Here is a 25,721-nt window from a genome sequence, read left to right as displayed (position 1 = left end):
ATCCGAACCCGATCAGACGCCCGATCCCGCACGACGCTTGTAGCGGACCGTGTCGAAGCGCCCGGAGAGCGCATCATACAGCAGAAGCCTGCCGATGAGCGGTTCGCCTATTCCGGTGATGAGCTTGATCGCTTCCATGGACATGAGTGTGCCGATGACACCGGTGAGGGCACCAATGATTCCGGCCTCGGCGCACGATGGGATAAGGCCGGGTGGCGGTGCGGAGGGAAAGAGATCGCGGTAGGTCGGATTGGCAAGACCGTCAGGACCCGCTTCGTAAGGTTTCAGCACGGTCAGGGATCCGTCAAAGCGTCCGACCGCTCCGGTGACCAGCGGCACGCGCGCGCGTTCGGCCGCATCGGCGGCCGCGTAGCGCGTGTCGAAATTGTCGGAGCCGTCGATCAGAAGGTCGAAGCCTCCAAGGTGACGCTCTGCCATTTCAGCAGAAAATCGCTCCTCATAGGAAAGGACCGTCACATGTGGATTGAGCCGGGCAATCGCATCTGCGGCGCTCCGGGTCTTCATTTCACCGATGGTCCCGCTATCGTGAATCACCTGCCGTTGCAGGTTCGACAGAGAAACGTGGTCATCGTCGACGATACCGATCGTGCCGACACCGGCTGCCGCCAGATACTGGAGGACGGGTGAGCCGAGTCCGCCGGCACCAATCACCATCACGCGGGCTTGCTTGAGCCTCTGTTGCCCGGCGCCGCCCACTTCGGACAGCAGGATGTGGCGCTTGTAGCGGGATATCTCTTCGGGGGTCAGTGCTTCCATGCGTGGATGATGGCACGCTTTGTCCGGCGGAGAAAGTATCCCGGTCAGACGCTGAGGTGGCCGTCGCTGACGGTGACAAACCGGGCCCGGTCACCAAGCGCGGAAAACATCGACTTGTCCGTTCCCGTCATGAATGCCTGACCGCCGAGTGCATCGATACGGTCGAACAGTGCGGCGCGCCGGCCCTCATCGAGATGGGCGGCGATTTCGTCAAGGAGGAGGACCGGTGCGTGACCGGTCATATTGGCCACGAGCAGTGCATGGGCCAACACCAGACCGACCAGCAGCGCCTTCTGTTCGCCTGTCGAGCAACGTTCGGCCTCCATGTCCTTCTCGCGGTGACGCACGAGAAGATCGCTGCGGTGAGGACCGTCGAGCGTTCGACCAGCGGCCGCATCGCGGTAGCGCCCCTCCTCCAGCATTGCCGCATAACGGTCTTCGAGATCGATCGCCGGAGCGACAAGTTCACCGTCCATGAAGCCGGAGAGCTCAAGGCTGGCGGAGGGAAAGGCGGAGGAGAGAACCTGGGCGTCGACGAGAGTCATGAGCAGGCCCAGCATTTCCTGACGCGCGAGCGCCATGGCCACCCCAAGGGATGCCATTTGCCGCTCGACACCACCGAGCCAGGCAGGGTCGAAGCGGCCCTCCGCGAGGAGCCGGTTACGTCCGCGCATCGCCCGCTCGAAGTCGCTCGCACGCCTGCCATGGGCAGGATCGAGCGACAGGACGAGGCGGTCGAGAAAACGCCGGCGATCGGCCGAAGGACCGGTGAAGAGACCGTCCATTGCGGGTGTCAGCCAGAGCACGCGGAGATGATCGGTGAGTTCATCGACGGTTTTTGCGACTGTGCCGTTGATGCGCAGGCGTCGCCCCAGAGCGTCGTCTCCGCCGTCTGTGCCGGTGCCGATCTCGACGTCCCCCTCCATTCCCTCGAGGTCGGCGAAGACTGAAAACCCGCCGGCTGCGCCAACGCGTGCGACATCTGCCAGAGTGGCGCGGCGAAGCCCCCGTCCGGGTGAAAGAAAGGACACCGCTTCCATGAGGTTGGTCTTGCCGGCCCCGTTTTCGCCGGTGAGGACGACGTGTCGGCTGTCGAGCGACAGCGACACCCGCGTATAGTTGCGGAAGTCGGTAAGCTTCAGCTCGCGGAGAAAGACTCGATGCGTCATTGTAACCGGATTCAGTGTTCCCCTCGACCTAGGCCGAATGCCCGATGAAGGCAAGGACAAGCCTGGATTTTCTGCCCTTTGCGCGCGGGGGAGACGCGCGACGATCTGCCGGTGGCGGTGCAGTTCCCGTCCGATATATTATCGAAACGAGATGAATGTTCAGCCCAAAGACCTGAAAGCGCAGCCGATGATGCCCGATCGTGACGAACTGACACCCGAGGAGGCGCGCCGGGACCACTGGGAAATGCTGCGCTTCCTCGCATTCAATGCCGGCTTTGGCGCCCTTCTGGGGGCAGGTGTGACTGCTCTATTGATATGGCTCGACATCGGCGGGCTTGGCACACGGATCGTTCACGCGCAGAATCCGGTCCTGCCGGCAATCCTCATCGGCGCCCCTTTGGCGTTGACCTTTGCCGCAGCCGTGACCGCGTCAGCGATCATGCTGATGCCATACAAGAAGAAGAAACAGCGTTAGTTCGAGCCGGAGGAATTGACTCGCGCCCCCGGTTTTCCGCATGAACGCACCAGATTAACCCGAGGCGGAGAGTGCCATGCCTGACGAAGAAAACCGCGTTACGCGCCTCGAAGAGATGCTTGCCCATCAGGGACGGGTGATCGAGGAGCTTTCGGAGCAGCTCGCCAGCCAGTGGAAGGTCGTCGAACAGACCCGTGCCAAGCTCGACAGACTGACGGAACGCTTTCTGGTCCTGGAGGAGCAGTCACTCGACGCGCCGGCGATCACGAAGCCGCCGCATTACTGATCGCTGACGAGCTATCTCCGAGCTCGGATGCCGTCCAGAATGATCTTCACGGCCTCCGCTGCCTCTTCTTCTGATATTTCCAGGCGGTTGGTCAGCAGCCTTATCCATGCAAAGCCCGAGAGCATTTCTGCCGCGAGCTCCGGATTCACCCCGGGCCTGACATCTTCGCGCGCCTGAGCCGCCCGGATTTGGCTCCCCAGATGCTTGCGGCGCTCGGCCAGATAGGCCGCCAGCGCCTCGCATGCGGCCTGATCGGTCTGTGCTTCGGCGATCACGGAACGGAAGATGGCGCCACTGCCACCCCGGCGCCAGAAGGCGAGTAATTCCATCAAGAACCGGGTAAGGTCGCGTTGCAGGTCACCTGTATCGCCGTGCAGATGGGGGTTCTTCTGACGGTGATAGGCGTCAAGGAGGAGTGCCGCCTTGTTCGGCCACCACCGATAGATCGTCGGCTTACCCGCCTTTGCGCGCTTGGCGACCGCCTCGATCGAGAATGAGCCGGGTCCGCGTTCTGCAAGGATCTCCGTCGCGGCCTGAAGGATTGCCTCCTGGCTCGCCGGGTTGCGTTGTGCGCCGATTGAGGTGCGGCGTTGGCTGGGATCTTGATCGTCGTTCATCGCTGTAGCCATTTCGAATGCCCGACGATAGCACAAAATAGCACTTGAACGAAACGGCTCGTTTCTATATAGAACGAAACGTTCCGTTCACATGGAGTTTTCTCATGGCTCGTACAAATTTCGCCCATGCCGGCAGTGTGCCCGTCCCATCGAAGTTCCGCCTCGCGGTGATCATGCTGGCTGCCGTCTATCCGTTCGTCACGGCCTTGCTCTACATTGTATTGCCGCTGACGGAGAGCTGGCCTCTCTGGCAACGTACGCTGGTGATCGCACCGGTGATGGTCTTCTCGATCATCTATGGTATTGCGCCGACGATTCAGCGGCACTTCGGTTGGTTTGTCGCCCGGTTGCCGCGCCATACCTGACTGACCAATGGTCAAGAACAAAAAGGCCGGGAGAACGCATCCCCCGGCCTTTCCAATGTCTGCATATCTTTCGTGCTCAGTCGCTGAGCGTATCGAAGAAATCCTTCATCCGGGCAAAGAAGCCGCTGGACTGCGGATTGTTTTCCTTCGACGATATCTGTTCGAACTCCTGCAAAAGCTCGCGCTGGCGCTTGGTGAGCTTTTGCGGCGTCTCGATCTGGATCTGGATGTAGAGATCACCTGTCTGGGATGATCTCAGCACCGGCATTCCTTTCGCCTTCAGGCGGAACTGCTTGCCGGCCTGCGTGCCTTCTGGAACCGTCACGCGCGATTTCGTTCCGTCGAGTGTCACTACGTCGAACGTGCCGCCGAGTGCGGCGGTCGTCATTGAGATCGGGACCGAGCAGTAGAGATCGGCACCGTCGCGCTGGAAGAATTCGTGCGGCTTGACGGAAAGGAAGATATAGAGGTCTCCCGCAGGGCCGCCACGCAGTCCCGCCTCGCCCTCGCCCTGCAGGCGAATACGCGTTCCGTCCTCAATGCCGGCAGGTATGTTGACGGAGAGCGAGCGCTCTTCGGTAACCCTGCCCTGTCCGTGGCATTTGGTGCAAGGGTCGGAGATCGTCTGACCGCGACCGTGACAAGTCGGGCAGGTCCGCTCGATGGAGAAGAACCCTTGGGCCGCTCGAATCCGGCCGCTGCCCTGACAGGTGGCACAGGTTGTCGGCTTCGTTCCCGGCTTGGCTCCGGTCCCCGTGCAGACGTCACAGGTGATCGAGGTCGGTACACGGATTTGGGCAGTCTTGCCGGTGAACGCTTCCTCGAGGGTAATTTCCATGTTGTAGCGGAGATCGGCACCGCGTTCACGGCCGCCGCTGGAACGGGCACGTCCGCCACGTCCGCCACCCATCATCTCGCCGAAGATGTCTTCGAAAATGTCGGAGAAGCCCCCGCCGGCAAAGCCGCCGCCCTGGAAGCCTCCGGCGCCCATGCCACCCTGCTCGAAGGCAGCGTGGCCGAAACGATCGTAAGCCGCGCGCTTTTGCGGGTCCTTCAGTGTCTCGTAGGCTTCGTTGATTTCCTTGAATTTCCGCTCGGCGTCCTGGTCCTCCGGATTCTTGTCCGGATGATACTTCATCGCCAGCTTGCGAAAGGCACTCTTCAGTTCCTTCTCGTCTGCGGTGCGGCTAACCCCGAGGGTCTCGTAGTAGTCTGCTTTTGCCATGGTCTTACAAAGCTCTCAAGGCCTTCTCCACACTCGTGTGGCTACCGGTATTCCTTCGTATCAGCTTCTCGCAGGTCCGCATATCCTGACGGAAATCCGTCGCCGCGGACACGGCGTCCTGAAAAAGGATACGCTGGGCTTCTCCCTTATTGGCGAGCCCCTCGGCGGCTGAGACGGCGGCAAACGCCAGCGAGTGCGCAGCCATGTCGCAGGCGGTGGTTTCCTGCCCTCCCTCGCGGCGTTTCAGGGCCGCTTCGATAAGCTGGCCCAGTTCGCCGGCGGTTTTTGCCAGCGTATCGCTGTCACGCCGGCCGAGCGCCCGCACCACGACCGATTCCGCGGAACTCACCTTGCGAAAGACGTCTTCCGGGCGGGTGGCGGTCTCGGCGCTTGCGGCTGCGGCCGTCGCGCAAAAGATCAACGTAAATGCGGCTGGCCCGAAGGCCAGCCCCTGAAGTGTCCGACGCGTCTTCGTCCCGCGCATCAGGCGGACTTCTTCGCGTCTTCGTCCTTGACTTCCTCGTAGTCGGCGTCGACGACATCGTCATCGCTCTTCGCGGATTCTCCACCCTCGCCGGCTTCCGCCTGCTGGGCTTCGTAGATCGCCTGACCGAGCTTCATGGAGACTTCCATGAGCGACTGGGTCTTGGCCTGGATGTCGTCGGCGTCCGGCTCGGAAGCCTCGATGGAGGTCTTGAGGGCGGCGATGGCGTCCTCAATGGCCTTGCGGTCGCTCTCCGAAACCTTGTCGCCATACTCCTTCAGCGACTTCTCCGTGGAGTGAACCAGGCTTTCGGCATGGTTCTTGGCTTCGACGGCCGCACGACGCTTCTTGTCGTCTTCGGCATGAGCCTCGGCATCCTTCACCATTTTCTCGATGTCGGCATCGGAAAGACCACCGGAGGCCTGGATACGGATCTGCTGTTCCTTGCCGGTACCCTTGTCCTTTGCAGAAACCTGCACGATGCCGTTGGCGTCGATGTCGAAGGTGACTTCGATCTGCGGAACGCCGCGGGGTGCCGGCGGCAGGCCGACGAGGTCGAACTGGCCGAGCAGCTTGTTGTCCGCCGCCATTTCGCGCTCACCCTGCGAAACCCGAATGGTTACTGCCTGCTGATTGTCTTCAGCAGTCGAGAAGACCTGACTCTTCTTCGTCGGGATCGTCGTATTGCGGTCGATCAGACGGGTGAAGACGCCGCCGAGCGTTTCGATGCCGAGTGACAGCGGGGTCACGTCGAGAAGCAGGACGTCCTTGACGTCACCCTGCAGGACACCCGCCTGGATGGCGGCGCCCATGGCTACCACTTCGTCCGGGTTGACACCCTTGTGCGGTTCCTTGCCGAACAGCTGCTTTACCGTTTCCTGCACCTTCGGCATACGGCTCATGCCACCGACGAGGACAACTTCATCGATTTCGCTGGCGGAAACGCCAGCGTCCTTCAAAGCTGCCTTGCAGGGCGCGACGGTCCGCTGGACGAGATCGTCAACGAGGCTTTCGAACTTGGCGCGGGTGAGCTTCATGGTCAGGTGCTTCGGACCGGAAGCGTCCGCCGTGATGAACGGCAGGTTGATTTCGGTCTGCTGCGCCGAGGAGAGCTCGATCTTCGCCTTTTCGGCAGCTTCCTTCAGACGCTGCAGAGCAAGCTTGTCGTTCTTCAGGTCGATGCCGTTGTCTTTCTTGAACTCGTTGGCGAGGTATTCGACGAGACGCATGTCGAAGTCTTCACCGCCGAGGAAGGTGTCGCCGTTGGTCGACTTCACTTCGAAGACGCCATCGCCGATTTCCAGGATCGAAATATCGAAGGTACCGCCGCCAAGGTCGTAGACGGCAATTGTCTTGCCTTCCCTCTTGTCGAGGCCATAGGCCAATGCGGCCGCCGTCGGCTCGTTGATGATGCGCAGGACTTCGAGACCCGCGATACGGCCGGCATCCTTGGTTGCCTGGCGCTGGGCGTCGTTGAAGTAGGCGGGAACGGTGATGACGGCCTTCTCGACCTTTTCGCCGAGATAGGATTCGGCCGTTTCCTTCATCTTCTGAAGGACCATGGCGGAGATCTGGGACGGGGAATAGCCCTTACCGTTCGCCTCGACCCAGGCGTCGCCGTTGTCACCCTTGACGATGTGGAAGGGAACGAGACCCTTGTCTTTCTCGACGGTCGGATCCTCGTAGCGGCGGCCGATCAGTCGCTTCACCGCAAAGAGCGTGTTGCTTGGGTTGGTCACGGCCTGGCGCTTGGCCGGCTGACCTACCAGACGCTCGCCATCATCGGTAAACGCCACCATGGACGGCGTGGTGCGCGCGCCTTCGGAATTCTCGATAACTTTGGCGTCTTTCCCGTCCATGACGGCGACGCAGGAATTGGTCGTTCCAAGGTCGATACCGATTACTTTTGCCATGTCATTCTCTCCTTGAAGCAAGCTGTCGGAACCCCGAACAGGCATTCCCCTGACAGCCCCTCGACGTGGATGGTCCTGGTTGCGCAGTCTTAGCTGCGGTTATGTCGCGTATATAAGAAGCGGTTTTTCTGACTGCAAGGCTCCAAATCCGCTGTAATCCAGTAAAAAGAGCAGATTGGCGGCATTCCGGAAGGGCGGTTTGGCTCGCGCAGGAGACGCTCGATGCCCGGTTCCCGTGCCGCGATGCGCCTTGCCGTTCATTGTCCCGTAATGATGTCGAGAAGTGTCGTTCGCCGCGTGGCCTGCGCGGGCGTTGCATTTCGGTCTCCCACTTCGCCGGGCGGAATAGGCACCTGTGACATTCGCGGCGCATGGCCACCTGTTGCGGCGGGCGCAACGGGGGGTGCGGGAGCGGCAGGATAGCGTCCCTCGGCGGGTGAGAAGACTTCTGAAATGATCGAGCCGATGGAAAGCTGTTCCGGCTGCTGTTGCATGTCTTGCCGATCGTAGGGTACCCCGCCGAGCGGCGTTGGCGTCAGGCCCGAATGAGCGGCCGTCATGAAGTCGTGCCAAGCCTTTGCCGGCAGACCTCCACCCGTCACCTTTCTCATCGAGGTGCCGTCGTCGTTTCCGAACCAGACGCCCGTTGTCAGATTACTGGTATAGCCGACGAAAAGCGCGTCGCGGAAGGACTGCGTGGTACCGGTCTTGCCGGCGGCCTGCCAGCCCTTCAGGCGGGCATTCTTGCCGGTGCCGCCTTCGATGACCTGCGTCAGCATCATGTTCATGGCCGCGACGATCTGCTCGCTGAGCACCTGCGGCGGATTGGCATAGTCGTTTTCATAGAGGATCTTGCCGTCGGGGGTCGTAATGCGGCGAACCACGTGCGGGGTTGCCTTGTAGCCGCCGTTCATGAAGGGGGCATAGGCTGACGTAAGTTCGAGCAGCGACACTTCCGACGTTCCGAGGGCGATCGACGCGTTCGCCTGCAACTCGGATTCGATGCCGAGGCGGTGGGCGACCTTGACCACGTGTTCGGGGCCTACCTCCATGACCAGCTCGGCGGCGATGGTGTTCAGGGAGTTGGCGAGCGCGGAAGTCAACGTGACCGGACCGCGATACTTCTGGTCGTAATTCTCCGGTGTCCACTTGCCGATCCTGATGGGTGCGTCGTTGCGGACCGATTCCGGCCGCAGTCCGATTTCAAGGGCGGAGACATAAACGAACGGCTTGAAAGCTGACCCCGGCTGCCGCTTCGCCTTGGCCGCGCGGTTGAACTGGCTCTCGGCATAGTCCCTGCCGCCGACGAGCGCGCGTATTGCTCCGGTACCGTCGATGGAGACGAGGGCTGCCTGGGAAGCCTTTGACTTTTCGCCGTCACGACTGAGAGTGTCGATGAGTGCTGCTTCCGCCTTCTTCTCGAGCGACATGTCGATCGTGGTCTCGACGACGAGGTCGTCCTCTACCGTTCCAATCAAGGCGCGCACGTCATCCATCACCATATCGGCTACGTACTGACCAGCACCCGACCAGTAACGCTTTGCGCGGGCGGGCGGCTGCGACATGGCCGTCTTGATCTCGTCGTCGGTGATAAAGCCGGCGTCGCGCATCGCGCCGAGAACGACCTGGGCGCGAGCCTCGGCGGCCTCCGGGTCGCGTGCCGGCGAGAGGCGGGACGGAGCCTTCAGCAATCCTGCCAGCAGCGCAGCCTCGCCAAGGTTCACGTCGCGTGCCGATTTGTTGAAATACCGCCGCGATGCCGCTTCCACACCGTATGCATTCGAGCCGAAGTAGACCCGGTTCAGGTACATCGCGAGGATCTGGTCCTTGGTGTACGTGTGCTCGAGCCAGAAGGCGAGCAGCACTTCCTGCACCTTCCGCTCGATCGTCCGTTCCGGGGAGAGGAAAAGGTTCTTCGCAAGCTGCTGCGTCAGCGTGGACCCACCCTGTGTCCCGCGTCCGGGCAGCGCATTGTTTATGAGGGCTCGTACGAGCCCGAAGGGGTCAACGCCGAAATGGGAGTAGAAGCGACGATCTTCGATCGCGATCACCGCCTGCGGAATGTAGGGCGACATATCCTCGAGCGCGAGCGCTTCTCCGCCGGTAATCCCTCGGTTTGCGATCACCTCTCCCTCGACGGAGACGATCTTGACGTTGGGGGGACGTTCAGGGATCGACCATGTGCTGGCGCTCGGCATCCGTGCGCCGTAGTAGGCGACAATCCCGGCCAGGCCGATGCCGCCCCATAGCCCGAGTACGATCGACCAGTAAACCATCCTGCGCAGAAAGCCGCCCAGGCCTCCTTCGCTTCGGCGCTTCTGACGGGAGCGGGAGGGCTTGCCAGATTTCGGTTTGCCGCCGCCTTTGACGGCGGGCGATCCGCGTGCGACGCGATCACCAGCCGACAGGCGAAAGTCATCGCCGCCGCGCCTTTCCTCAAAGGTCGGCTCAACGCGCTCGTTCGCTTTTCCTCGTCCTGCCATTCGCTGCCGGTGGTGCTCCTGGTGTTGGCGCCGCCTTCCGTCCGGGCGTCGTGGTGGCCTTGTTGAGGTAATCGGCACCTCTTGCGATCGCGGCCGCCTTGAACCTTAAATGCGGCGATTTAAGGCGAAGTTAAAGAATGGGCGACGAGAATCACTATGCCTTTCAAAGGGCTAGTTGCTTCGGAGGACGCGTCGGTCACTGGCAGAGATCGGCCCATTCCGCATCTGTCAGTGCAACCAGCCTCTGCGTAGCGATTCGGACGGCGGCGTTGGTCGCACCAGCCGCGGGGACAACTTCATCAAAGGCCTGAAGAGAAACGTCGCAAAAGATCTTGATCGGTGACGGCAGTCCGAAGGGGCAGACCCCGCCGACCGGATGAGAGGTGGTCGCCAGCACCTCCTCGGCGTCCAGCATCCGCGGCTTGACGCCGAAGCGGTCCTTGAACTTGCGATTGTCCAAACGTTTCGTGCCCGCAGCGACCACGAGCACGGGCTCGGTGCCGATCCGCAGACAGATCGTCTTGGCAATCTGGTCGGGTTCCACGCCGTGCGCCTCAGCGGCGAGCGCGACGGTTGCCGAGCTCGCTTCCGTTTCGATGACGGTAATCTCGGGAGCGTGGCGGCTTAAGAAGTCTTTGACGGATTGAAGGCTCATTGCAGTTTCCAGAACAATCTACGTGACATCAATAGAGCTTACGCGGTGTCGAGCATTAGGATCGCCGTGTTAACCTCATGTTAACCTTGAAGCGACAGCATTGGGGTCATGAAGCCGCGTGGCGCAAGATGATTGCGCCGTAAGCCGAGGCATCGCCCATTCCCGGTCCTGACCACGGATGTACTGGCAGGACCGGAAAATGGAGGGAAAGGTCGGGTTATCCCGGCCTTTTGCTTTTCCGGCTACCTAGCACCTTTCGCCAGCGCATCCAGAATACGGATCCACGAACGGATGCCCTTATGGAAGGACTTCAAATCGTATTTTTCGTTGGGCGAGTGGATACGGTCATCGGTAAGCCCATAGCCGACGAGTAGGGAGTCCATTCCGAGCATTTTCTGGAAGTCGCCGACGATAGGGATCGAGCCGCCCATGCCGATGACGACAGCCGGCTTCGGCCACTCGTCCGAAAGCGCATTCTTCGCCTTCGTCAGCACCGGCGAATCGTAAGAGAGCTGAATGGCCGGCGAACCGCCATGTTCATGGAACTCGACCGCGCAGTCTGCAGGAATCCTGGAGCGAACATAGGCGCGGAAGCTTTCGCGGATCTTTGCTGGATCCTGTTCCCCGACCAGCCGGAAGGAGACCTTGGCCGAGGCTTTGGCCGCGATCACGGTCTTGAAACCTTCGCCGGTGTAGCCACCGGTGATTCCGTTGATTTCGGTTGTCGGACGCGCCCAGGTGAGCTCCAGGACAGAACGTCCTTTCTCGCCTGCCGGGACCGATAGCCCGACCTGGCCGAGGAAGTTTTCGGCAGTGCGTCCGAGGGTTTCCCACGAAGCCTTGATGTTGGCGGGCGTTTCTTCGACGCCTTCGTAGAAGCCGGGCAACGTCACCCGTCCCGTTTCATCGTGGAGGCCGGCGAGGATACCGACGAGGATGTGGATCGGGTTTGCCGCGGCTCCCCCGAAGAGGCCGGAATGAAGGTCCCGGTCGGCGGCGGAAATAACGATCTCCTCTCCGACCAATCCGCGAAGCGCCGCCGCGATCGCCGGCGTTTCACCGTCCCACATGCTGGTGTCGCAAACGAGTGCGAAGTCGGCCTTCAGTTCCTCGGCGTTTGCGGCGAGGAACGGTTTCAGCGAGGGAGATCCCGATTCTTCTTCGCCCTCGAAGAGAATCGTGATGCGGAGCGGGAGCGTCCCGTTGATCTCCTTGTAGGCTCGGCATGCCTCCACAAAGGTCAGCAACTGCCCCTTGTCGTCCGACGTACCACGGCCGGTGATCACCTTGCGACCGGCTTCGATCTCCTTGATCGCCGGTTCGAAAGGATCGTTTTCCCAAAGGTCGAGCGGGTCGACGGGCTGGACGTCGTAGTGTCCATAGAAGAGTGCGTGCGGTGCTTCCGGCGACCCTGCCGCGTGATGCGCCACCACCATCGGATGGCCGGGCGTGTCCCGGACCGAGGCCTCGAAGCCGAGGGCTGTCAGTTCGCGCACCAGCCATTCCGCCGCCTTGCGGCAATCCGCTTTGTAGGCGGGATCGGTCGAAATCGATTTGATTCTGACGAGATCGAAAAGCCTGTCGAGGCTCTGGGGAAGCGCCTTGTCGGCGCAGTCGAGTACGGCGGAAATGTCGCTCATCATCCTGTCCTGTCGTTTGAATCGCGCGGACGATAGCCGAATCCGGATCGGGTGACGAGGCTGCGAAGAGACAAATTGGTGTGCAGAATGATGATCATCGGCAAAAGCAAAGCCGCCGTGGCTTGGAGGAGGGGCCACGGCGGCTTCGCCGAAAAGCTGGGACAAAGGCCCGGAGAGGGGGATAAGGCCTTTGCCCAAGTCTGAAGCGGCGGGGGACGGGCCTCTTTCAGACTACGGCGTGATCAGTCGCCGATGAACAAGAGATGAGAGGCCGAATGCGGCTTTTCAAGGGAATGCTGGATTACAAATTTGTAAGATTCTCAGGAAGGCCGTTCGGGCTTGCGCCGCCTATAGAGAAGGAACCCGATCTCGATCGTGGCCAACATGCTCATCGCGACCACAAAGCCACGCAAGGTGGCGTCCAGCGGCGCGTCCGGCCTGAAACTGACGAAAGCAATCAGGGCCCCGAACAAGACGGCGTTCAGGAGCTTGAATTCGATCCACGTCGCCAGGCTGCGTGTCGCGTCATGCTGTTCGGGAAAACGGGCACGAAGTCCTTCCAGTGACAGCAGGTACATTCCACTGCCGAGAAACTTCAGGAAGATGAGCGATGCAGAGTCTTCCTGCATCCACGATGTGCCTGCCATCAGCAACGTGAACAGGCCATAGAAGATGTAGGCCCTTATAATCTGGTTCATCGTCTTTCCCTCGGAATGCGGCGGCCTGCCGCCGATCCAGAATAGGCGAGGTTCAACAAACTGCAATGGACCTTTGCGGCCCCGCAGGCTATCCATGCGTCTATGAAAAAGGGCGATCATCTTTTCCTCGTTGACGGTTCGGGCTTCATCTTCAGGGCGTTCCACGCCCTGCCGCCGCTCACCCGAAAATCGGACGGCCTGCCGGTGGGCGCAGTCGCCGGCTTCTGCAACATGCTCTGGAAGCTGCTGACGGACGCGCGAGATACATCCGTCGGCGTGACGCCGACCCATTTCGCCGTTGTCTTCGACTATTCCTCCAAGACGTTCCGCAAGGAGCTCTACGACGCTTACAAGGCGAACCGCTCGGCGCCGCCGGAGGAATTGGTGCCGCAGTTCGGATTGATTCGCGAGGCGACCCGTGCCTTCAACCTTCCCTGCATCGAGAAGGAAGGTTTCGAGGCTGACGACATCATCGCGACCTATTCGCGTCAGGCCGAGGCCGTCGGTGCCGACGTCACGATCATCTCTTCCGACAAGGATCTGATGCAGCTTGTGACGCCCAACGTCCACATGTACGACAGCATGAAGGACAAGCAGATCGGTATTCCGGACGTCATCGAGAAATGGGGCGTGCCGCCTGAGAAGATGATCGATCTGCAGGCGCTGACCGGCGATTCGACGGACAATGTTCCCGGCATTCCCGGAATCGGGCCGAAGACCGCCGCCCAGCTGCTCGACGAGTATGGCAACCTCGACGCGCTGCTTGCACGCGCGGATGAGATCAAGCAGGTCAAGCGGCGCGAGAACATCGTCGCAAACGCTGATCTGGCGCGGCTTTCGCGCACGCTCGTCACTCTTCGCACCGACGTGTCTCTTGATGTACCGCTGGACCAATTGGTGCTCGAAAACCAGAACGGCCCTCTGCTCATAGGCTTTCTCAAGACGATGGAGTTCAATACCCTGACCCGTCGCGTGGCGGAGGCTTGCGGCTGCGATGCAAGCGCGATCGAGCCGGCGCCGGTGAAGATCGAGTGGGGTCCGGCTGCTCACGGACCGGATCTCGAAATCGGCGAACTGCAGGCTGAGGACGGAGCGGCGACTGTTGCTTCCCCCGTCGCTGGTCCGGCATTCGCGTCGGCCGCCCTTCCCAGCGGCCCGACGCCCGCCGACCTCGTCAAGGCCCGCGCTGACGCTTTCCACGGCAAGACGATCGATATCGGCGACTACCAGACGATTCGTGATCTGCCGACGCTGGAGGTATGGATTGCCGCCGCGCGCGAAAGCGGCCTCGTCGCCTTCGACACCGAAACGACCTCGCTTGACCCGATGCTTGCCGACCTCGTCGGTTTCTCGCTGGCGATTGCGGACAACACGCACTCGGCCGGCACAACCGAAATTCGTGCGGCCTATGTGCCGCTTGCCCACAAGACAGGTGTCGGCGATCTGCTGGGCGGAGGTCATGCCGACGGCCAGATTCCGGCAGACGCGGCGCTCACAGCCCTCAAGACGTTATTGGAGGACCCATCGGTCCTGAAGGTCGGCCAAAACCTAAAATACGATTACCTGCTGATGAAGCGGCACGGCATCGTTATCGAAAGCTTCGACGATACGATGCTGATCTCCTATGTCCTGGAAGCGGGCCGCGGCAATCACGGAATGGACGCACTGTCCGAGCGTTGGCTCGGCCATACGCCGATTGCCTATAAGGATGTCGCCGGCTCCGGAAAATCATCGGTCACTTTCGACCTGATCGATATCGATAAGGCGACTGCCTATGCGGCGGAGGATGCGGATGTCACCTTGCGGCTTTGGATGGTGCTGAAGCCGCGGCTTGCCGCGGACGGACTCACGAAGGTCTACGAAAGGCTCGAACGGCCGCTCATCCCGGTCCTTGCCCGGATGGAAGAGCGCGGCATTACCGTTGATCGCCAGATCCTCTCCCGCCTCTCCGGCGAGCTTGCCCAGAAGGCGGCGGCCTTCGAATCCGAGATTTATGAGCTTGCCGGCGAGCGATTCAACATCGGCTCGCCGAAGCAGCTGGGCGATATTTTGTTCGGCAAGATGGGATTGCCGGGCGGGTCGAAGACCAAGACCGGACAATGGTCGACCTCAGCGCAGGTCCTGGAAGACCTGGCCGCAGCCGGCGTCGAACTGCCGCGCAAGATTGTCGACTGGCGCCAGCTGACCAAGCTCAAGTCCACCTATACGGACGCGCTGCCGGGCTATGTGCATCCGCAGACGAAGCGTGTGCATACGTGCTATTCGCTCGCCTCGACCACCACGGGCCGGCTTTCGTCGTCCGAGCCAAATCTGCAGAACATTCCCGTCCGGACCGCGGAAGGCCGCAAGATCCGGACGGCCTTCATCTCGACGCCTGGTCATCGGCTCGTTTCGGCCGACTACAGCCAGATTGAGCTTCGGGTGCTTGCCCATGTCGCCGACATTCCGCAACTGCGTCAGGCCTTTGCCGACGGTATCGACATTCACGCGATGACCGCGTCGGAAATGTTCGGCGTTCCCGTCGAAGGCATGCCGGCCGAGGTGCGCCGGCGCGCGAAGGCGATCAACTTCGGCATCATCTACGGCATTTCCGCCTTCGGCCTCGCCAACCAGCTCGGCATCGAGCGTTCGGAGGCGGGTGAGTACATCAAGAAGTACTTCGAGCGCTTTCCCGGCATCAAGGACTACATGGAATCGACGAAAGCCTTCGCTCGCGAGAACGGCTATGTCGAGACCATCTTCGGCCGCCGCGCGCATTACCCTGAGATCAGGTCCTCCAATCCGCAGGTCCGCGCGTTCAACGAGCGCGCCGCGATCAACGCACCGATCCAGGGATCGGCTGCCGATATCATCCGCCGTGCCATGATCAAGGTCGAGCCGGCGCTCGCGGATGCCGGTTTTGGAGAGAGGGTTCGCATGCTGTTGCAGGTGCACGATGAACTGATCTTCGAGGTCGAGGACGACGCGGTTGCGGATGCGATGCCGGTGATCGTCTCCGTAATGGAGCACGCGGCCATGCCGGCGATCTCCATGAGGGTGCCGCTCAAGGTGGATGCACGCGCCGCCACCAATTGGGATGAGGCGCACTGAGCGGCCTAGAAGCGTCCTTGCCGTGCGGACACGTGATCGCGAATCGCCTGCATCATCAAAGAGAGCGATGCGCTCGGCTCGATCCCGTCGCGGGTGGTTAGTCCGACGGCGCCCCGTGTTTCGCTCGTGTCAATATCGAGGGCAACCAGCCGCCCGCTGGAAAGCTCATCTGCGACGACACCGCGTGAGATGATCCAGACCGCATCATTGCGTGCGACGAACGCGCGGCCGAAAGAGTCGGAAACCGTCTCGATCATGCGCGGCAGTTCCGGGATGCCGTTGGTGAGGAAAAGCCGATCGACGAAGGGGCGGATGACCGCTCCGGACGGCGGCATCAGGACGACAAAGCTGGCTAACGCGTTGAGAGTGAAGTTGCGTCGCGCAAGCAAGGGATGCGAAGCGCGCACAACCAGCACGACTTCCTCGGTGTATAACGGTTCGAAGAAGAGGCCTGTCATGACCTCCGGCGCCGCCAGCCGGCCGACCACGAGGTCAAGCTCGCCGAGCCGCAACGAACTGAGCAGTGCCCTGTTCTCACCTGAGGCGATTGTCACCTGGCTGCCGGTGCCGCTTGCGAGAAACTGTTCCACTGCCCCTGGCATGAAGGTCGCCGAAGCGGTCGGCAGCGTTCCGATCCGAACAGGGGGGCCCTCCGACTTCAGTGCCTGTGCCACGGAGTCCATCCCGCGTTGCACGGCGGCAAGGCTCTCGCCGGCATGCTTCAGGAAGATCTCGCCGAAATGGGAGATACGGATCCCGCGGCCTTCGCGTTCGAAGAGGGGCACTCCAAGAATGTCCTCCAGTTCACGGACGGTACGCGTGACCGCCGGTTGGGTGATCGCTAGTGCGTCCGCGGCCTTGCCGACGCTGCGTTGACGGGCCACTTCGAGGAAGGTCTGCAGATGACGAAACTTGATTCTTGCGTCCATGAATCATGCCGATATGGTTATGGAATTTGGCCAAAATATCATTTTACCGAACAAAAACCATTAGCTACCTTTCATTCAGAGGAGAAAATCATGGCCTTTGCCGCGATCAATGGAATTACGGTTCATTACGAGTTCATCGGTGATCCCGGTGCCAAGCACACCATCGTCTTTTCCAACTCGTTAGGGACGGATTTTCGCATTTGGTTGCCGCTCTTTGATGAACTTGGCGACGACATCTCGGTTCTCCTCTACGATTCCCGTGGCCACGGGCTTACCGGTCTCGGCGCAGCCGGGCTTGGAATGGAGGACCTCGTCGACGACCTCGTCGGTCTCGTTGATCATGTCGGTATCGACAAAGCCGTCTTCTGTGGCCTCTCGATTGGCGGAATGATCGCGCAGGGTCTCTGGCGCAAACGTCCGGATCTGGTGCGCAAACTGGTGCTCTGCGACACCGGGCCGAAGATCGGTACTGCAGAGACTTGGGACAGCCGGATCGAAGCGATCCGCAAAGGCGGACTTGCCGGTATCGGTGACAGCGTCATGGAGCGTTGGTTCACGCCGTCGTTCCACAAGAACCGCCGGACGGATGTCGTGGGTTATCGTCTGATGCTGGAGCGCCAGTCGGCACCTGCCTATATCGGGGCCTGCGAGGCGATCCGCGATACGGACCTTTCCGCAATCCCGCCGACGATCACCGTCCCCACGCTGTGCGTCGTCGGCGATCAGGACGGGTCCACTCCACCGGACCTCGTCCGCGGCATGGCCGACATGATCCCCGGCGCCCGCTTCGAAATCATCGAAGGATGCGGGCACATTCCCTGCGTTGAGCAGCCACAGCGGCTGGCCGCGTTGATCGAACCCTTTGTCAGGAAGGCATGAAAGGACGTCCATGAACGAGGCCGCCGAGAAGTCTCTGCGTTACCGCGAGGGCATGGCCACCCGCCGGCAGGTGCTCGGAGACGGTTATGTGAACCGGACCGAGGCACAGAGGTCAGCCTTTGACGAACCTTTTCAGAATCTCATAACCGAGGCTGCCTGGGGCCATGTCTGGTCCCGACCGACCTGGACCAAGCGCGAGCGTTCAATGGTCACCATCGCGTTGCTCGCTGCACTAGGACACCAGGAGGAAGTCGCTCTCCACGTTCGGGCGACGGTCAACACCGGCGCGACGAAGGAGGACATCATGGAAACGCTGCTCCACGTCGCGATATATGCCGGCGTGCCGGCCGCTAATAGCGCTATAAAGGTGGCCAAGGCGGTACTGGATGAAATGGGCCAGCAGGAAAGCGGGACGGAGGAGAGACGTGAAGAACACCATGCCTGAGACTGGGATATTCTTCCCCCGTGATCGCGAGATGCATCCGCCGGCGTATACGCCATGGTACAAGACCACCGTCCTGCGCTCACCCCAGCGCGCACTGATTTCGCTGGAAGGTACGAAAAGCGAGATCACCGGGCCGGTCTTTGGCCACAACATGCTGAACGAGTTCGATAACGATCTCATCCAGAACTATGCGCGCGCCGGTGAAAGTCCGATCGGCCAGCGCATCCTCGTGCACGGGCGAGTCCTCGATGAGCGCGGCAGGGGGGTCGCGGGAGCTCTCGTGGAATTCTGGCAGGCGAATGCGGGAGGACGCTACCGCCACAAGAAGGAAACCTACCTCGCGGCTCTGGATCCGAACTTCGGTGGTGTCGGCCGGACCGTAACGGACGAGGACGGTTACTACTGGTTCAAGACGATCAAGCCGGGTCCGTATCCATGGCCGAACGGCGTCAACGACTGGCGTCCGGCGCACATCCACTTCTCGGTCTTCGGCCACGGCTTCGCCCAGCGGCTGATTACGCAGATGTATTTCGAAGGCGATCCGTTGATCTGGATTTGCCCGATCGTGAAGACGATTCCGGACGAGGAGGCGATCAAACGCCTTATTGCACCGCTCGACCTCAACGCGACGATCCCGATGGATATGCGCGCCTACAAGTTCGACATCGTCCTGCGCGGACGGCGTTCGACGATGTTCGACAACCGCAAGGAGGGCAACTGAGATGGTTCAGCCGCTCGGCTATCTGAAGGAATCACCGTCGCAGACGGCCGGTCCTTATGTTCATATCGGTTGCACGCCCAATTTTACCGGGATCGAAGGAGTGTTCGAAAAGGACCTCGGGTCCGGTCCGCTCTACAACGAACGCACAAGGGGTGAGCGCATCACCATCCGCGGCCGTGTCATCGACGGATCCGGCACGCCCCTCAAGGACGCGCTGGTCGAGATATGGCAAGCCGACGCCGACGGGCTCTACAACAGCCCCTCGGAGACGCGCGGAAAGGCGGATCCGGACTTTGCCGGCTGGGGCCGCTGTCCGGCCGACATGGAGACCGGCGAATACGTCTTCGAGACGGTCAAGCCGGGACGCGTCCCTTTCCGCGACGGCCGACTGATGGCGCCGCACATCACCTTCTGGATCGTCGCACGTGGCATCAATATCGGCCTTCATACCCGCATGTATTTCGCGGACGAAGCAGAAGCCAATGCCGCTGATCCGGTACTCGCGCGCATCGAGCACAGGGTACGGGTTCCGACCCTGATTGCTGACCGTGAGGGCGACACCTACACCTTCGACATACATCTCCAGGGCGAGAACGAAACGGTGTTCTTCGATATCTGAACCCGCGACTTCATCTTCGGTACGTCGATTGTGGGCATTGCCAGACGGGCCGGAAGGGGCCTTCAAATGAACAAGACAATTGCAGACCTGGTCGAGGCCGTTGCCGAAATCGGTGACGACGCCACCGTGATGATTGGTGGCTTCGGTGGTTCCGGGGCTCCGATCGAGCTGATTCACGCGCTGATCGACAAGGGGCCGAAGAACCTGACGGTCATAAACAACAATGCCGGCAACGGCCGCATCGGCATTGCTGCCATGATCGATGCGGGCATGGTGCGAAAGATGATCTGTTCTTTTCCACGCTCATCCGACCCACGCGCCTTCACGGAAAAGTATCTCGCCGGCGAGATCGAGCTCGAACTGGTGCCGCAGGGCACGCTTGCAGAACGTATCCGCGCCGGCGGCGCCGGCATCCCGGCCTTCTATACGCCTACGGCCTACGGCACCGAACTCGCGGAGGGCAAGCCCGTCGCCGAATTCGACGGTCGGCACTATGTCCAGGAACGTTGGCTCAAGGCCGATTTTGCGATCGTCAAGGCCGAGCTCGGCGACACACACGGCAATCTCACCTACAACAAGGCCGGCCGCAACTTCAATCCATTGATGTGCATGGCGGCGGCGAGAACGATCGCGCAGGTCACCAGGATCGTGCCTGCCGGCGGTATCGATCCCGAACACGTGGTCACACCAGGCATCTTCGTGAACGCCGTCGTTGAGGTCGCTGATCCGCAACAGGAAGAAGTGCTCATCCGAGCCGGAGTGGTCTACGCATGACGACCGTTGCGCGCGAAGAAAAGAAACTCTCCAACGCCCAGATAGCCTGGCGCGCCGCCCAGGACATCGCCGACGGCGCCTATGTCAATCTCGGGATCGGCTTTCCCGAAATGGTCGCCCGCTACCAGCCTGAGGGCAGAGAAGCCATTTTCCACACGGAGAACGGCATCCTGAATTTCGGCGAGCCGCCACCGGAAGGCGAGGAAGACTGGGACCTCATCAATGCCGGCAAGAAGGCGGTGACGCTGAAACCCGGGGCGTCCTTCTTTCACCATGCCGACAGCTTCGCCATGGTGCGTGGCGGACACCTGGACGTCGCCATTCTCGGTGCATACCAGGTTGCCCAGAACGGCGACTTGGCGAATTGGCGGGTCGGGTCCAAGGGCGTGCCGGCGGTGGGCGGCGCCATGGATCTCGTACACGGGGCGAAGCAGGTTTTTGTTATCACCGAACACGTCACCAAGGATGGCCAGCCGAAACTCGTCGAGCGCTGCACGTTTCCGCTGACCGGTGTCGGATGCATCACCCGTGTCTATACGAGCCATGCAGTCATTGACATTGTCGGCGGCAGGTTTGTGGTGCGGGAAAAATTGGCAGCCATGACCATGGATGAACTCCAGGCCATGACCGGCGCGAAACTCCATACTGACCGTGCGGTCGCCGAACTTGTCGTGCCGGCACTCTAAGGATTTCATCATGACCGACGCCTTTGTCTGCGACTATATTCGGACGCCTATCGGCCGCTTCGGCGGTTCGCTGTCTTCTGTCCGCGCCGATGATCTCGGCGCCGTGCCGCTGAAGGCACTGATGGAGCGGCATGCCTCGATTGATTGGGAAGCCGTCGACGATGTGATCCTCGGCTGTGCCAATCAGGCTGGCGAGGACAATCGCAACGTGGCGCGCATGTCGCTGCTTCTCGCCGGATTACCGGTAACGGTCAGCGGTACCACCATCAATCGCCTGTGCGGTTCGGGTATGGATGCGGTCATTACCGCCGCACGCGCCATCAAATCGGGCGAGGCGGATCTGTTGATAGCCGGCGGCGTCGAGAGCATGAGCCGCGCGCCCTTCGTTATGCCCAAGGCGGACACTGCCTTTTCCCGCCATGCGGAGATCTACGACACCACCATCGGCTGGAGGTTCGTCAACCCGCTGATGAAGCGCCGGTACGGTGTCGACTCGATGCCTGAAACGGGCGACAATGTAGCCATCGAATGCGGCATTGCGCGGGAGGATCAGGATGCCTTCGCCGTCCGTAGTCAGGCAAAGGCGGCAGCTGCCCAGGCGAGCGGCCGTCTGTCGAAGGAGATTACGGGCGTGACCGTTCCGCAGCGGAAAGGGGAGGATGTGCTTATTGATCGTGACGAGCATCCACGCGCCACGAACCTGGAAGCGCTCGCGCGCCTGAAGTCTGTCAACCAGCTGCACGGAGCCACCGTCACGGCGGGGAATGCGTCGGGCGTCAACGATGGTGCCGCAGCTCTCATTATCGCCTCGGAAAAGGCAGCGCGCCGGCACGGCCTGACGCCCGTCGCCCGCATCCTCGGCGGGGCGGCAGCCGGCGTGCCGCCGCGTGTCATGGGCATCGGCCCTGCGCCGGCGTCGCAGGCCTTGATGACCCGCCTTGGAATGAAGATCGAGCAGTTCGACGCCATCGAGCTCAACGAAGCCTTCGCAAGCCAGGCACTTGCCACGCTTCGGCAGCTCGGCCTCTCCGATGACGACCCACGGGTCAACCGCAACGGCGGGGCAATCGCGCTCGGGCATCCGCTCGGTATGTCGGGCGCCCGCATCACCGGCACGGCGGCTCTCGAGCTCGCCTTATCCGGCGGTCGGTACGCCCTTTCAGCGATGTGCATCGGCGTCGGCCAGGGCATCGCGATCGCTCTGGAGCGGGTGTGAACATGCTCGCCGGGCTCACTTTCCTCGGCGGCCTGCTCGGCGACAATGAAATCGCCGATGCGCTGGGTACCGCTGCCGATGTGCGCGCCATGCTGCGCTTCGAGATAGAGCTTGTTCGGGCTCAGGCCATAGCCGGCATGGTGGACGAGGAAGCAGCTGCCGCGATCGAATCCGTCTGCACGCGTCTTGTTCCGGACATGGAAGAACTGACGAGCGCAACGGCACGCGATGGTGTCGTCGTCCCCGAGCTGGTCCGGCAGCTGCGCAATGCTGTCGGCGAACCGCATGGCAGGTTCATCCACCTCGGCGTGACCAGCCAGGACGTCATCGATACTGCTATGGCCCTGAAGCTCGCCTTCGTTCTCGATGTTTTTAATAGCCGGCTATCAAGTGTCCTATCGCAGCTCGATGTGCTTCAGTCGCGTTTCGGCGGAAACCGTTTGATGGGGCGGACACGCATGCAGGCAGCGGTGCCGATCACGGTCGGTGACCGGCTGAAAACCTGGAAGAGCCCTTTGCAGCATTTGGCGGCCGAACTACCGCGCCAGCGTGAACGTGTCCTGATCCTGACGCTCGCCGGTGCGGCGGGGACATCGGAGAAGTTCGACGACAAGATTTTCGCCGTGCGGCAGTCGATGGCGCGCAATCTCGGCCTCTTGGCGCCCGATTACGTCCCGCATACCGACAGGGGGCGGATTGCAGATTTCGCCGGCTTCCTGTCCCGTCTCACCGGTGCCTTCGGAAAGATCGGGCAGGATCTGGTGCTCATGGTCCAGAACGGCATCGACGAGGCGGAGATTTCGGGAGGTGGAGGTTCATCCGCCATGCCGCACAAGCAAAACCCCGTAAGGGCCGAGATACTCGTCGCACTTGCCCGGTACAATGCAACCCTGCTCGCCGGTGTCCATCAAGCGCTCGTGCATGAACAGGAACGCTCGGGCAGCGCCTGGACGCTGGAATGGCTGCTTATGCCGCAGATGATTGAAGCGTCTGGCCTTTCGCTCCTCCACGGGAGCGCCTTGCTTTCATCGATCGAGCGGTTCGGAGATCCAGCCTGAACCTCGGGCGACACCAGTGCGCTCCGAGAGCAGATCCACGAGCACCCCCGTCAGTCGCTCCCCCGCATCAGCAAGAGGGCCGCTGTTGTCGATTGTCACGGTCCGGAAACCCTCTGGAATTAGGAGAGAGCCTCGCTCCAGCCGGTTGCCGACATCGGCCTCGGTCTCCCTGCCGCGCTGCTGCAGGCGGTGTGCGAGAATATCCGCTCTCGCGACGACGTTCACCACGAGCAATCGCGGAAAAACCTCGGCGAAGTCGTTGAGAGCCGAGCGGGAGCCGTTGGCAACGATTATATGCCCGCGTGCCAGTTCATCATTGACGGAAGCCGGTATTCCGTAGCGAAGGCCATGGGCGTCCCAATGAACGGCAAAGCCTCCTTTCTCACGCATGTCCTCGAAGTCCTCCGAGGTTACGGCGAGGTGATCTTCGCCGCCGGCATTGCCGTCGCGCGTGATCAGGCGACGCACGAAGTGGATGTCCGGCCGCGCTGCAAGACGCCCTTGAGCATATGAGATCAGACTGTCCTTGCCGGCCCCGCTCGGCCCGACGACCGCCACGAACGTACCAGGAAGTCTACCGGTCGAAGATATGAACGCCCCGCTCGTCATCAGGCGACCCGTCGTCCTTCGCGCCAGACGGCACGCACGACCGGCACTCCGGACTGCCGGCGCACGCGCACCAGATCGGCTCGGAGTCCTTCTGCAATACGACCGCGGTCGGAAAGTCCGACCGTCTTGGCGGGTGTCGCCGTCACCATGGCGAGCGCCTTCGGCAGAGACAGGTTCGGCAGAGCATCGGCGAGTACGAAGGGAGCGTGCAACAGGCTGAGCGGTACATAATCCGACGAGAGGACGTCCAGAACACCGCGCTCCGCGAGATCGCGGGCGGCAATATTGCCGGAATGGGACTTGCCGCGAACGATGTTGGGAGCGCCCATCAGCACACTCATTCCCGCTTTGTGGGAAGCTTCGGCCGCGTCGAAGCTCGTTGGGAACTCCGCAAGCCTGACGCCATAGCCGATCGCCTCGTCCACGTGGTCGAGCGTTGCGTCGTCGTGGCTTGCGATCGTGATGCCGCGTTCCGCACAGGTCTTGGCCAGGGTGTTACGGTGTGGGGCCGCATAGCGCGCGGAGGATTCCTGACGGCGGGCGACGAACTGTGCGAACGCATCCTCCGAGAGGCCACGCTTCTTTTTATAATAGAGGGTATACTGTTCCATCGTCTGGAACTGACGCTGCCCCGGCGCATGGTCCATCAACGAGACCAAGCGGACATGTGGATCGCTCTCAAAGTCAGAAAAGTGATCGAGGACATCGGGAGCGGACACTTCGCAGCGCAGGTGCAGAAGGTGTTCGGCGCGCAGCCGGTCTTCACGCTCGGCCGTCTGTATGGCGTCGGCCATCTCGCGCATTTCGCCTTTGTCGAAGCCGCCGTCCTCATCAGACCCCATGCGCAGGCAATCGAAAACCGTGGTGATGCCGGACGTCACGACCTGGGCGTCATGTGCCTGGATCGCCGAGATCTTGTCCCAGCGCACGCCCGGCCGCGGCGAGTAGTGGGCCTCCAAGTGGTCGGTGTGCAATTCGACCAGGCCCGGCAGGATATAGTCCCCTTCCATATCCTCGCCGGATGCCGTCGAGCCTTCCGAAAGCTCGGCAATACGGCCGTCGCGGACGATGAGCGTGCCGGAAATGATATCGTCGTCCAGGACAATACGGGCATTGGTGAATACTGCTTCGGTGGTCATCGGTCGGTTGTCCTTTCGATCAGGCGCCGGACAGAGGCAGCCAGGAATGAATGGTGAATGGCATTCCACGCTCTTTTTCGACGTAGAGCGCGAGGCCGGAAATGCTGAGTGGGCGACCGACGAAGTCGGCAAAGCGACTGTTGAGAAGGTCGCGCATGGCCGTCGCGCGTTCCGCCTTGACCGGCCCGGTCAGCGTCATGTGGAAGCGGAATTCGTCCATGACGTACGGGTAGCCCCAGCGAACCAGATTGGCGCGTTCGGTCTCGCTCAATGTTTCGGGTTTGCGCCGCGCCATATCCGCGTCGGTCAACGGTGCCCGATAAGGCTCGAAGACCTCGACGATCTCGGCGGCAAATGCCTGCAGCGGCGTAAATGGCTGCTCTGGAACGAGCGCGAAGAAGTGGCCGAGTTGCCCGATCACCGCCGAGGGGATCGTAAAGGTCGGTGCCTGCCCGCAGAAGCGCCCCAGTGCGTCGACGAGCTCGCCTTCGCTCCGGCCCGCTGCAAGGGCAAAGGGTGGCTTCAATGTTGCGTGGAAACCGTAGCGTCGCGGCTCTGCGGTGACGTCGGCCATTTCTGCGGCATCGAATCCCTCGACTTCCGGTGTCGGCAGGGCCGATCCATCGAATGGATCACGACCGAGCCAGTGCGCTGCTGCCCGCGACAGCGGGTCATGCTCGGGTGGCGTGAAATAGAGTGCGTAACGCAAAGACTGATTCCTTCGGATTGCTACGGCTGCGAGTGTAACGCGTGCGCCGTGGCGTTTGCG

At 61.5% G+C, this 25,721-nt stretch carries 26 protein-coding genes; 12 read left to right on the top strand and 14 right to left on the bottom strand.

All coding sequences use genetic code 11. The annotated features are described in order from the left end of the window. Positions 1-12 precede the first annotated feature (12 nt). A complete protein-coding gene (locus tag H4I97_RS16830) occupies positions 13-777 on the bottom strand; it encodes a molybdopterin-synthase adenylyltransferase MoeB (protein WP_182305754.1) in 765 nt (254 codons plus the stop codon). Positions 778-821: 44 nt separating this feature from the next. Further along, positions 822-1,946, bottom strand: a complete 1,125-nt coding sequence (recF, locus tag H4I97_RS16825) for a DNA replication/repair protein RecF (protein ID WP_182305753.1) — start codon at positions 1,944-1,946, stop codon at positions 822-824. 151 nt (positions 1,947-2,097) lie between these two features. Here recF and H4I97_RS16820 point away from each other — a divergent pair, with 151 nt between their 5' ends. Together H4I97_RS16820 and H4I97_RS16815 are read left to right on the top strand one after the other, a co-directional pair. Next, the gene (locus H4I97_RS16820; RefSeq protein WP_244658669.1) at positions 2,098-2,421 is read left to right on the top strand and encodes a hypothetical protein; all 324 of its coding nucleotides are present in this window, start codon (positions 2,098-2,100) and stop codon (positions 2,419-2,421) included. Between the two features lie 76 nt (positions 2,422-2,497). Continuing rightward, entirely contained in the window at positions 2,498-2,707 is a 210-nt protein-coding gene (locus H4I97_RS16815) for a SlyX family protein (RefSeq protein ID WP_182305752.1), read from the top strand. 11 nt (positions 2,708-2,718) lie between these two features. Here H4I97_RS16815 and H4I97_RS16810 read toward each other — a convergent pair whose 3' ends face one another. Beyond that, positions 2,719-3,324, bottom strand: coding sequence for a TetR/AcrR family transcriptional regulator (locus H4I97_RS16810; protein WP_182305751.1), 606 nt, complete (start codon positions 3,322-3,324; stop codon positions 2,719-2,721). Positions 3,325-3,428: 104 nt separating this feature from the next. On the opposite strand from H4I97_RS16810, the gene H4I97_RS16805 reads away from it, so the two are divergent. Further along, complete coding sequence (locus tag H4I97_RS16805) at positions 3,429-3,689, top strand: putative antibiotic biosynthesis monooxygenase (RefSeq protein ID WP_182305750.1); 261 nt, start codon at positions 3,429-3,431, stop codon at positions 3,687-3,689. Between the two features lie 76 nt (positions 3,690-3,765). Here H4I97_RS16805 and dnaJ read toward each other — a convergent pair whose 3' ends face one another. From dnaJ to H4I97_RS16770, 7 genes are all read right to left on the bottom strand, one after another. Further along, a complete protein-coding gene (dnaJ, locus tag H4I97_RS16800) occupies positions 3,766-4,914 on the bottom strand; it encodes a molecular chaperone DnaJ (protein ID WP_182305749.1) in 1,149 nt (382 codons plus the stop codon). 4 nt (positions 4,915-4,918) lie between these two features. Continuing rightward, complete coding sequence (locus tag H4I97_RS16795) at positions 4,919-5,398, bottom strand: hypothetical protein (RefSeq protein WP_182305748.1); 480 nt, start codon at positions 5,396-5,398, stop codon at positions 4,919-4,921. Then, positions 5,398-7,311 (bottom strand): molecular chaperone DnaK, encoded by a 1,914-nt coding sequence (gene dnaK / locus H4I97_RS16790; protein WP_182305747.1) that lies wholly within the window; start codon positions 7,309-7,311, stop codon positions 5,398-5,400. Before dnaK ends, H4I97_RS16795 begins: the two co-directional genes overlap by 1 nt. 257 nt (positions 7,312-7,568) lie before the next feature. Further along, entirely contained in the window at positions 7,569-9,794 is a 2,226-nt protein-coding gene (locus H4I97_RS16785; protein ID WP_182305746.1) for a transglycosylase domain-containing protein, read from the bottom strand. A gap of 196 nt (positions 9,795-9,990) precedes the next feature. Continuing rightward, on the bottom strand, positions 9,991-10,449 hold the full coding sequence (locus H4I97_RS16780; protein WP_182305745.1) for a YbaK/EbsC family protein: 459 nt from the start codon (positions 10,447-10,449) through the stop codon (positions 9,991-9,993). A 242-nt stretch (positions 10,450-10,691) separates the two neighbouring features. Continuing rightward, entirely contained in the window at positions 10,692-12,089 is a 1,398-nt protein-coding gene (locus H4I97_RS16775; protein ID WP_182305744.1) for a M20/M25/M40 family metallo-hydrolase, read from the bottom strand. Between the two features lie 320 nt (positions 12,090-12,409). After that, on the bottom strand, positions 12,410-12,907 hold the full coding sequence (locus H4I97_RS16770; protein WP_182305743.1) for a hypothetical protein: 498 nt from the start codon (positions 12,905-12,907) through the stop codon (positions 12,410-12,412). Here H4I97_RS16770 and polA point away from each other — a divergent pair. Next, on the top strand, positions 12,890-15,877 hold the full coding sequence (gene polA / locus H4I97_RS16765; protein ID WP_182305742.1) for a DNA polymerase I: 2,988 nt from the start codon (positions 12,890-12,892) through the stop codon (positions 15,875-15,877). The genes H4I97_RS16770 and polA overlap by 18 nt on opposite strands. Positions 15,878-15,882: 5 nt before the next feature. Here polA and pcaQ read toward each other — a convergent pair whose 3' ends face one another. Then, entirely contained in the window at positions 15,883-16,806 is a 924-nt protein-coding gene (gene pcaQ / locus H4I97_RS16760) for a pca operon transcription factor PcaQ (RefSeq protein ID WP_182305741.1), read from the bottom strand. Between the two features lie 90 nt (positions 16,807-16,896). Here pcaQ and pcaD point away from each other — a divergent pair, with 90 nt between their 5' ends. From pcaD to H4I97_RS16720, 8 genes are all read left to right on the top strand, one after another. Further along, positions 16,897-17,685 carry a 3-oxoadipate enol-lactonase gene (gene pcaD / locus H4I97_RS16755; RefSeq protein WP_182305740.1) on the top strand — a complete coding sequence of 263 codons (789 nt, stop codon included), beginning with the start codon at positions 16,897-16,899 and terminating at the stop codon, positions 17,683-17,685. A 10-nt stretch (positions 17,686-17,695) separates the two neighbouring features. Beyond that, complete coding sequence (gene pcaC, locus H4I97_RS16750) at positions 17,696-18,130, top strand: 4-carboxymuconolactone decarboxylase (RefSeq protein WP_182305739.1); 435 nt, start codon at positions 17,696-17,698, stop codon at positions 18,128-18,130. Then, positions 18,111-18,851, top strand: coding sequence for a protocatechuate 3,4-dioxygenase subunit beta (gene pcaH, locus H4I97_RS16745; protein ID WP_182305738.1), 741 nt, complete (start codon positions 18,111-18,113; stop codon positions 18,849-18,851). The genes pcaC and pcaH overlap by 20 nt, the downstream gene beginning before the upstream one ends. 1 nt (position 18,852) lies before the next feature. After that, complete coding sequence (gene pcaG / locus H4I97_RS16740) at positions 18,853-19,470, top strand: protocatechuate 3,4-dioxygenase subunit alpha (protein WP_182305737.1); 618 nt, start codon at positions 18,853-18,855, stop codon at positions 19,468-19,470. Positions 19,471-19,536: 66 nt separating this feature from the next. Continuing rightward, the gene (locus H4I97_RS16735; RefSeq protein WP_182305736.1) at positions 19,537-20,244 is read left to right on the top strand and encodes a 3-oxoacid CoA-transferase subunit A; all 708 of its coding nucleotides are present in this window, start codon (positions 19,537-19,539) and stop codon (positions 20,242-20,244) included. Beyond that, entirely contained in the window at positions 20,241-20,930 is a 690-nt protein-coding gene (locus tag H4I97_RS16730; RefSeq protein ID WP_182305735.1) for a CoA transferase subunit B, read from the top strand. The genes H4I97_RS16735 and H4I97_RS16730 overlap by 4 nt, the downstream gene beginning before the upstream one ends. Before the next feature lie 10 nt (positions 20,931-20,940). Then, entirely contained in the window at positions 20,941-22,146 is a 1,206-nt protein-coding gene (gene pcaF / locus H4I97_RS16725) for a 3-oxoadipyl-CoA thiolase (protein WP_182305734.1), read from the top strand. A 2-nt stretch (positions 22,147-22,148) separates the two neighbouring features. Continuing rightward, a complete protein-coding gene (locus tag H4I97_RS16720; RefSeq protein WP_182307693.1) occupies positions 22,149-23,204 on the top strand; it encodes a 3-carboxy-cis,cis-muconate cycloisomerase in 1,056 nt (351 codons plus the stop codon). Here H4I97_RS16720 and phnN read toward each other — a convergent pair. The 3 genes from phnN to H4I97_RS16705 are packed head-to-tail and all read right to left on the bottom strand — an operon-like array spanning position 23,172 to position 25,661. Further along, complete coding sequence (phnN, locus tag H4I97_RS16715) at positions 23,172-23,813, bottom strand: phosphonate metabolism protein/1,5-bisphosphokinase (PRPP-forming) PhnN (RefSeq protein ID WP_182305733.1); 642 nt, start codon at positions 23,811-23,813, stop codon at positions 23,172-23,174. The two genes, H4I97_RS16720 and phnN, sit on opposite strands and share 33 nt — an antisense overlap. Next, positions 23,813-24,952, bottom strand: a complete 1,140-nt coding sequence (locus H4I97_RS16710) for an alpha-D-ribose 1-methylphosphonate 5-triphosphate diphosphatase (protein WP_182305732.1) — start codon at positions 24,950-24,952, stop codon at positions 23,813-23,815. The genes phnN and H4I97_RS16710 overlap by 1 nt, the downstream gene beginning before the upstream one ends. A gap of 19 nt (positions 24,953-24,971) precedes the next feature. Then, positions 24,972-25,661, bottom strand: coding sequence for a DUF1045 domain-containing protein (locus H4I97_RS16705; RefSeq protein ID WP_182305731.1), 690 nt, complete (start codon positions 25,659-25,661; stop codon positions 24,972-24,974). Between the last annotated feature and the right edge of the window lie 60 nt (positions 25,662-25,721).

Source organism: Ciceribacter thiooxidans, from assembly GCF_014126615.1.
GTDB lineage: Bacteria > Pseudomonadota > Alphaproteobacteria > Rhizobiales > Rhizobiaceae > Allorhizobium > Allorhizobium thiooxidans.
Note: the sequence above shows the minus strand (reverse complement) of the source record. Positions and strands in the feature narration are given on the sequence as shown.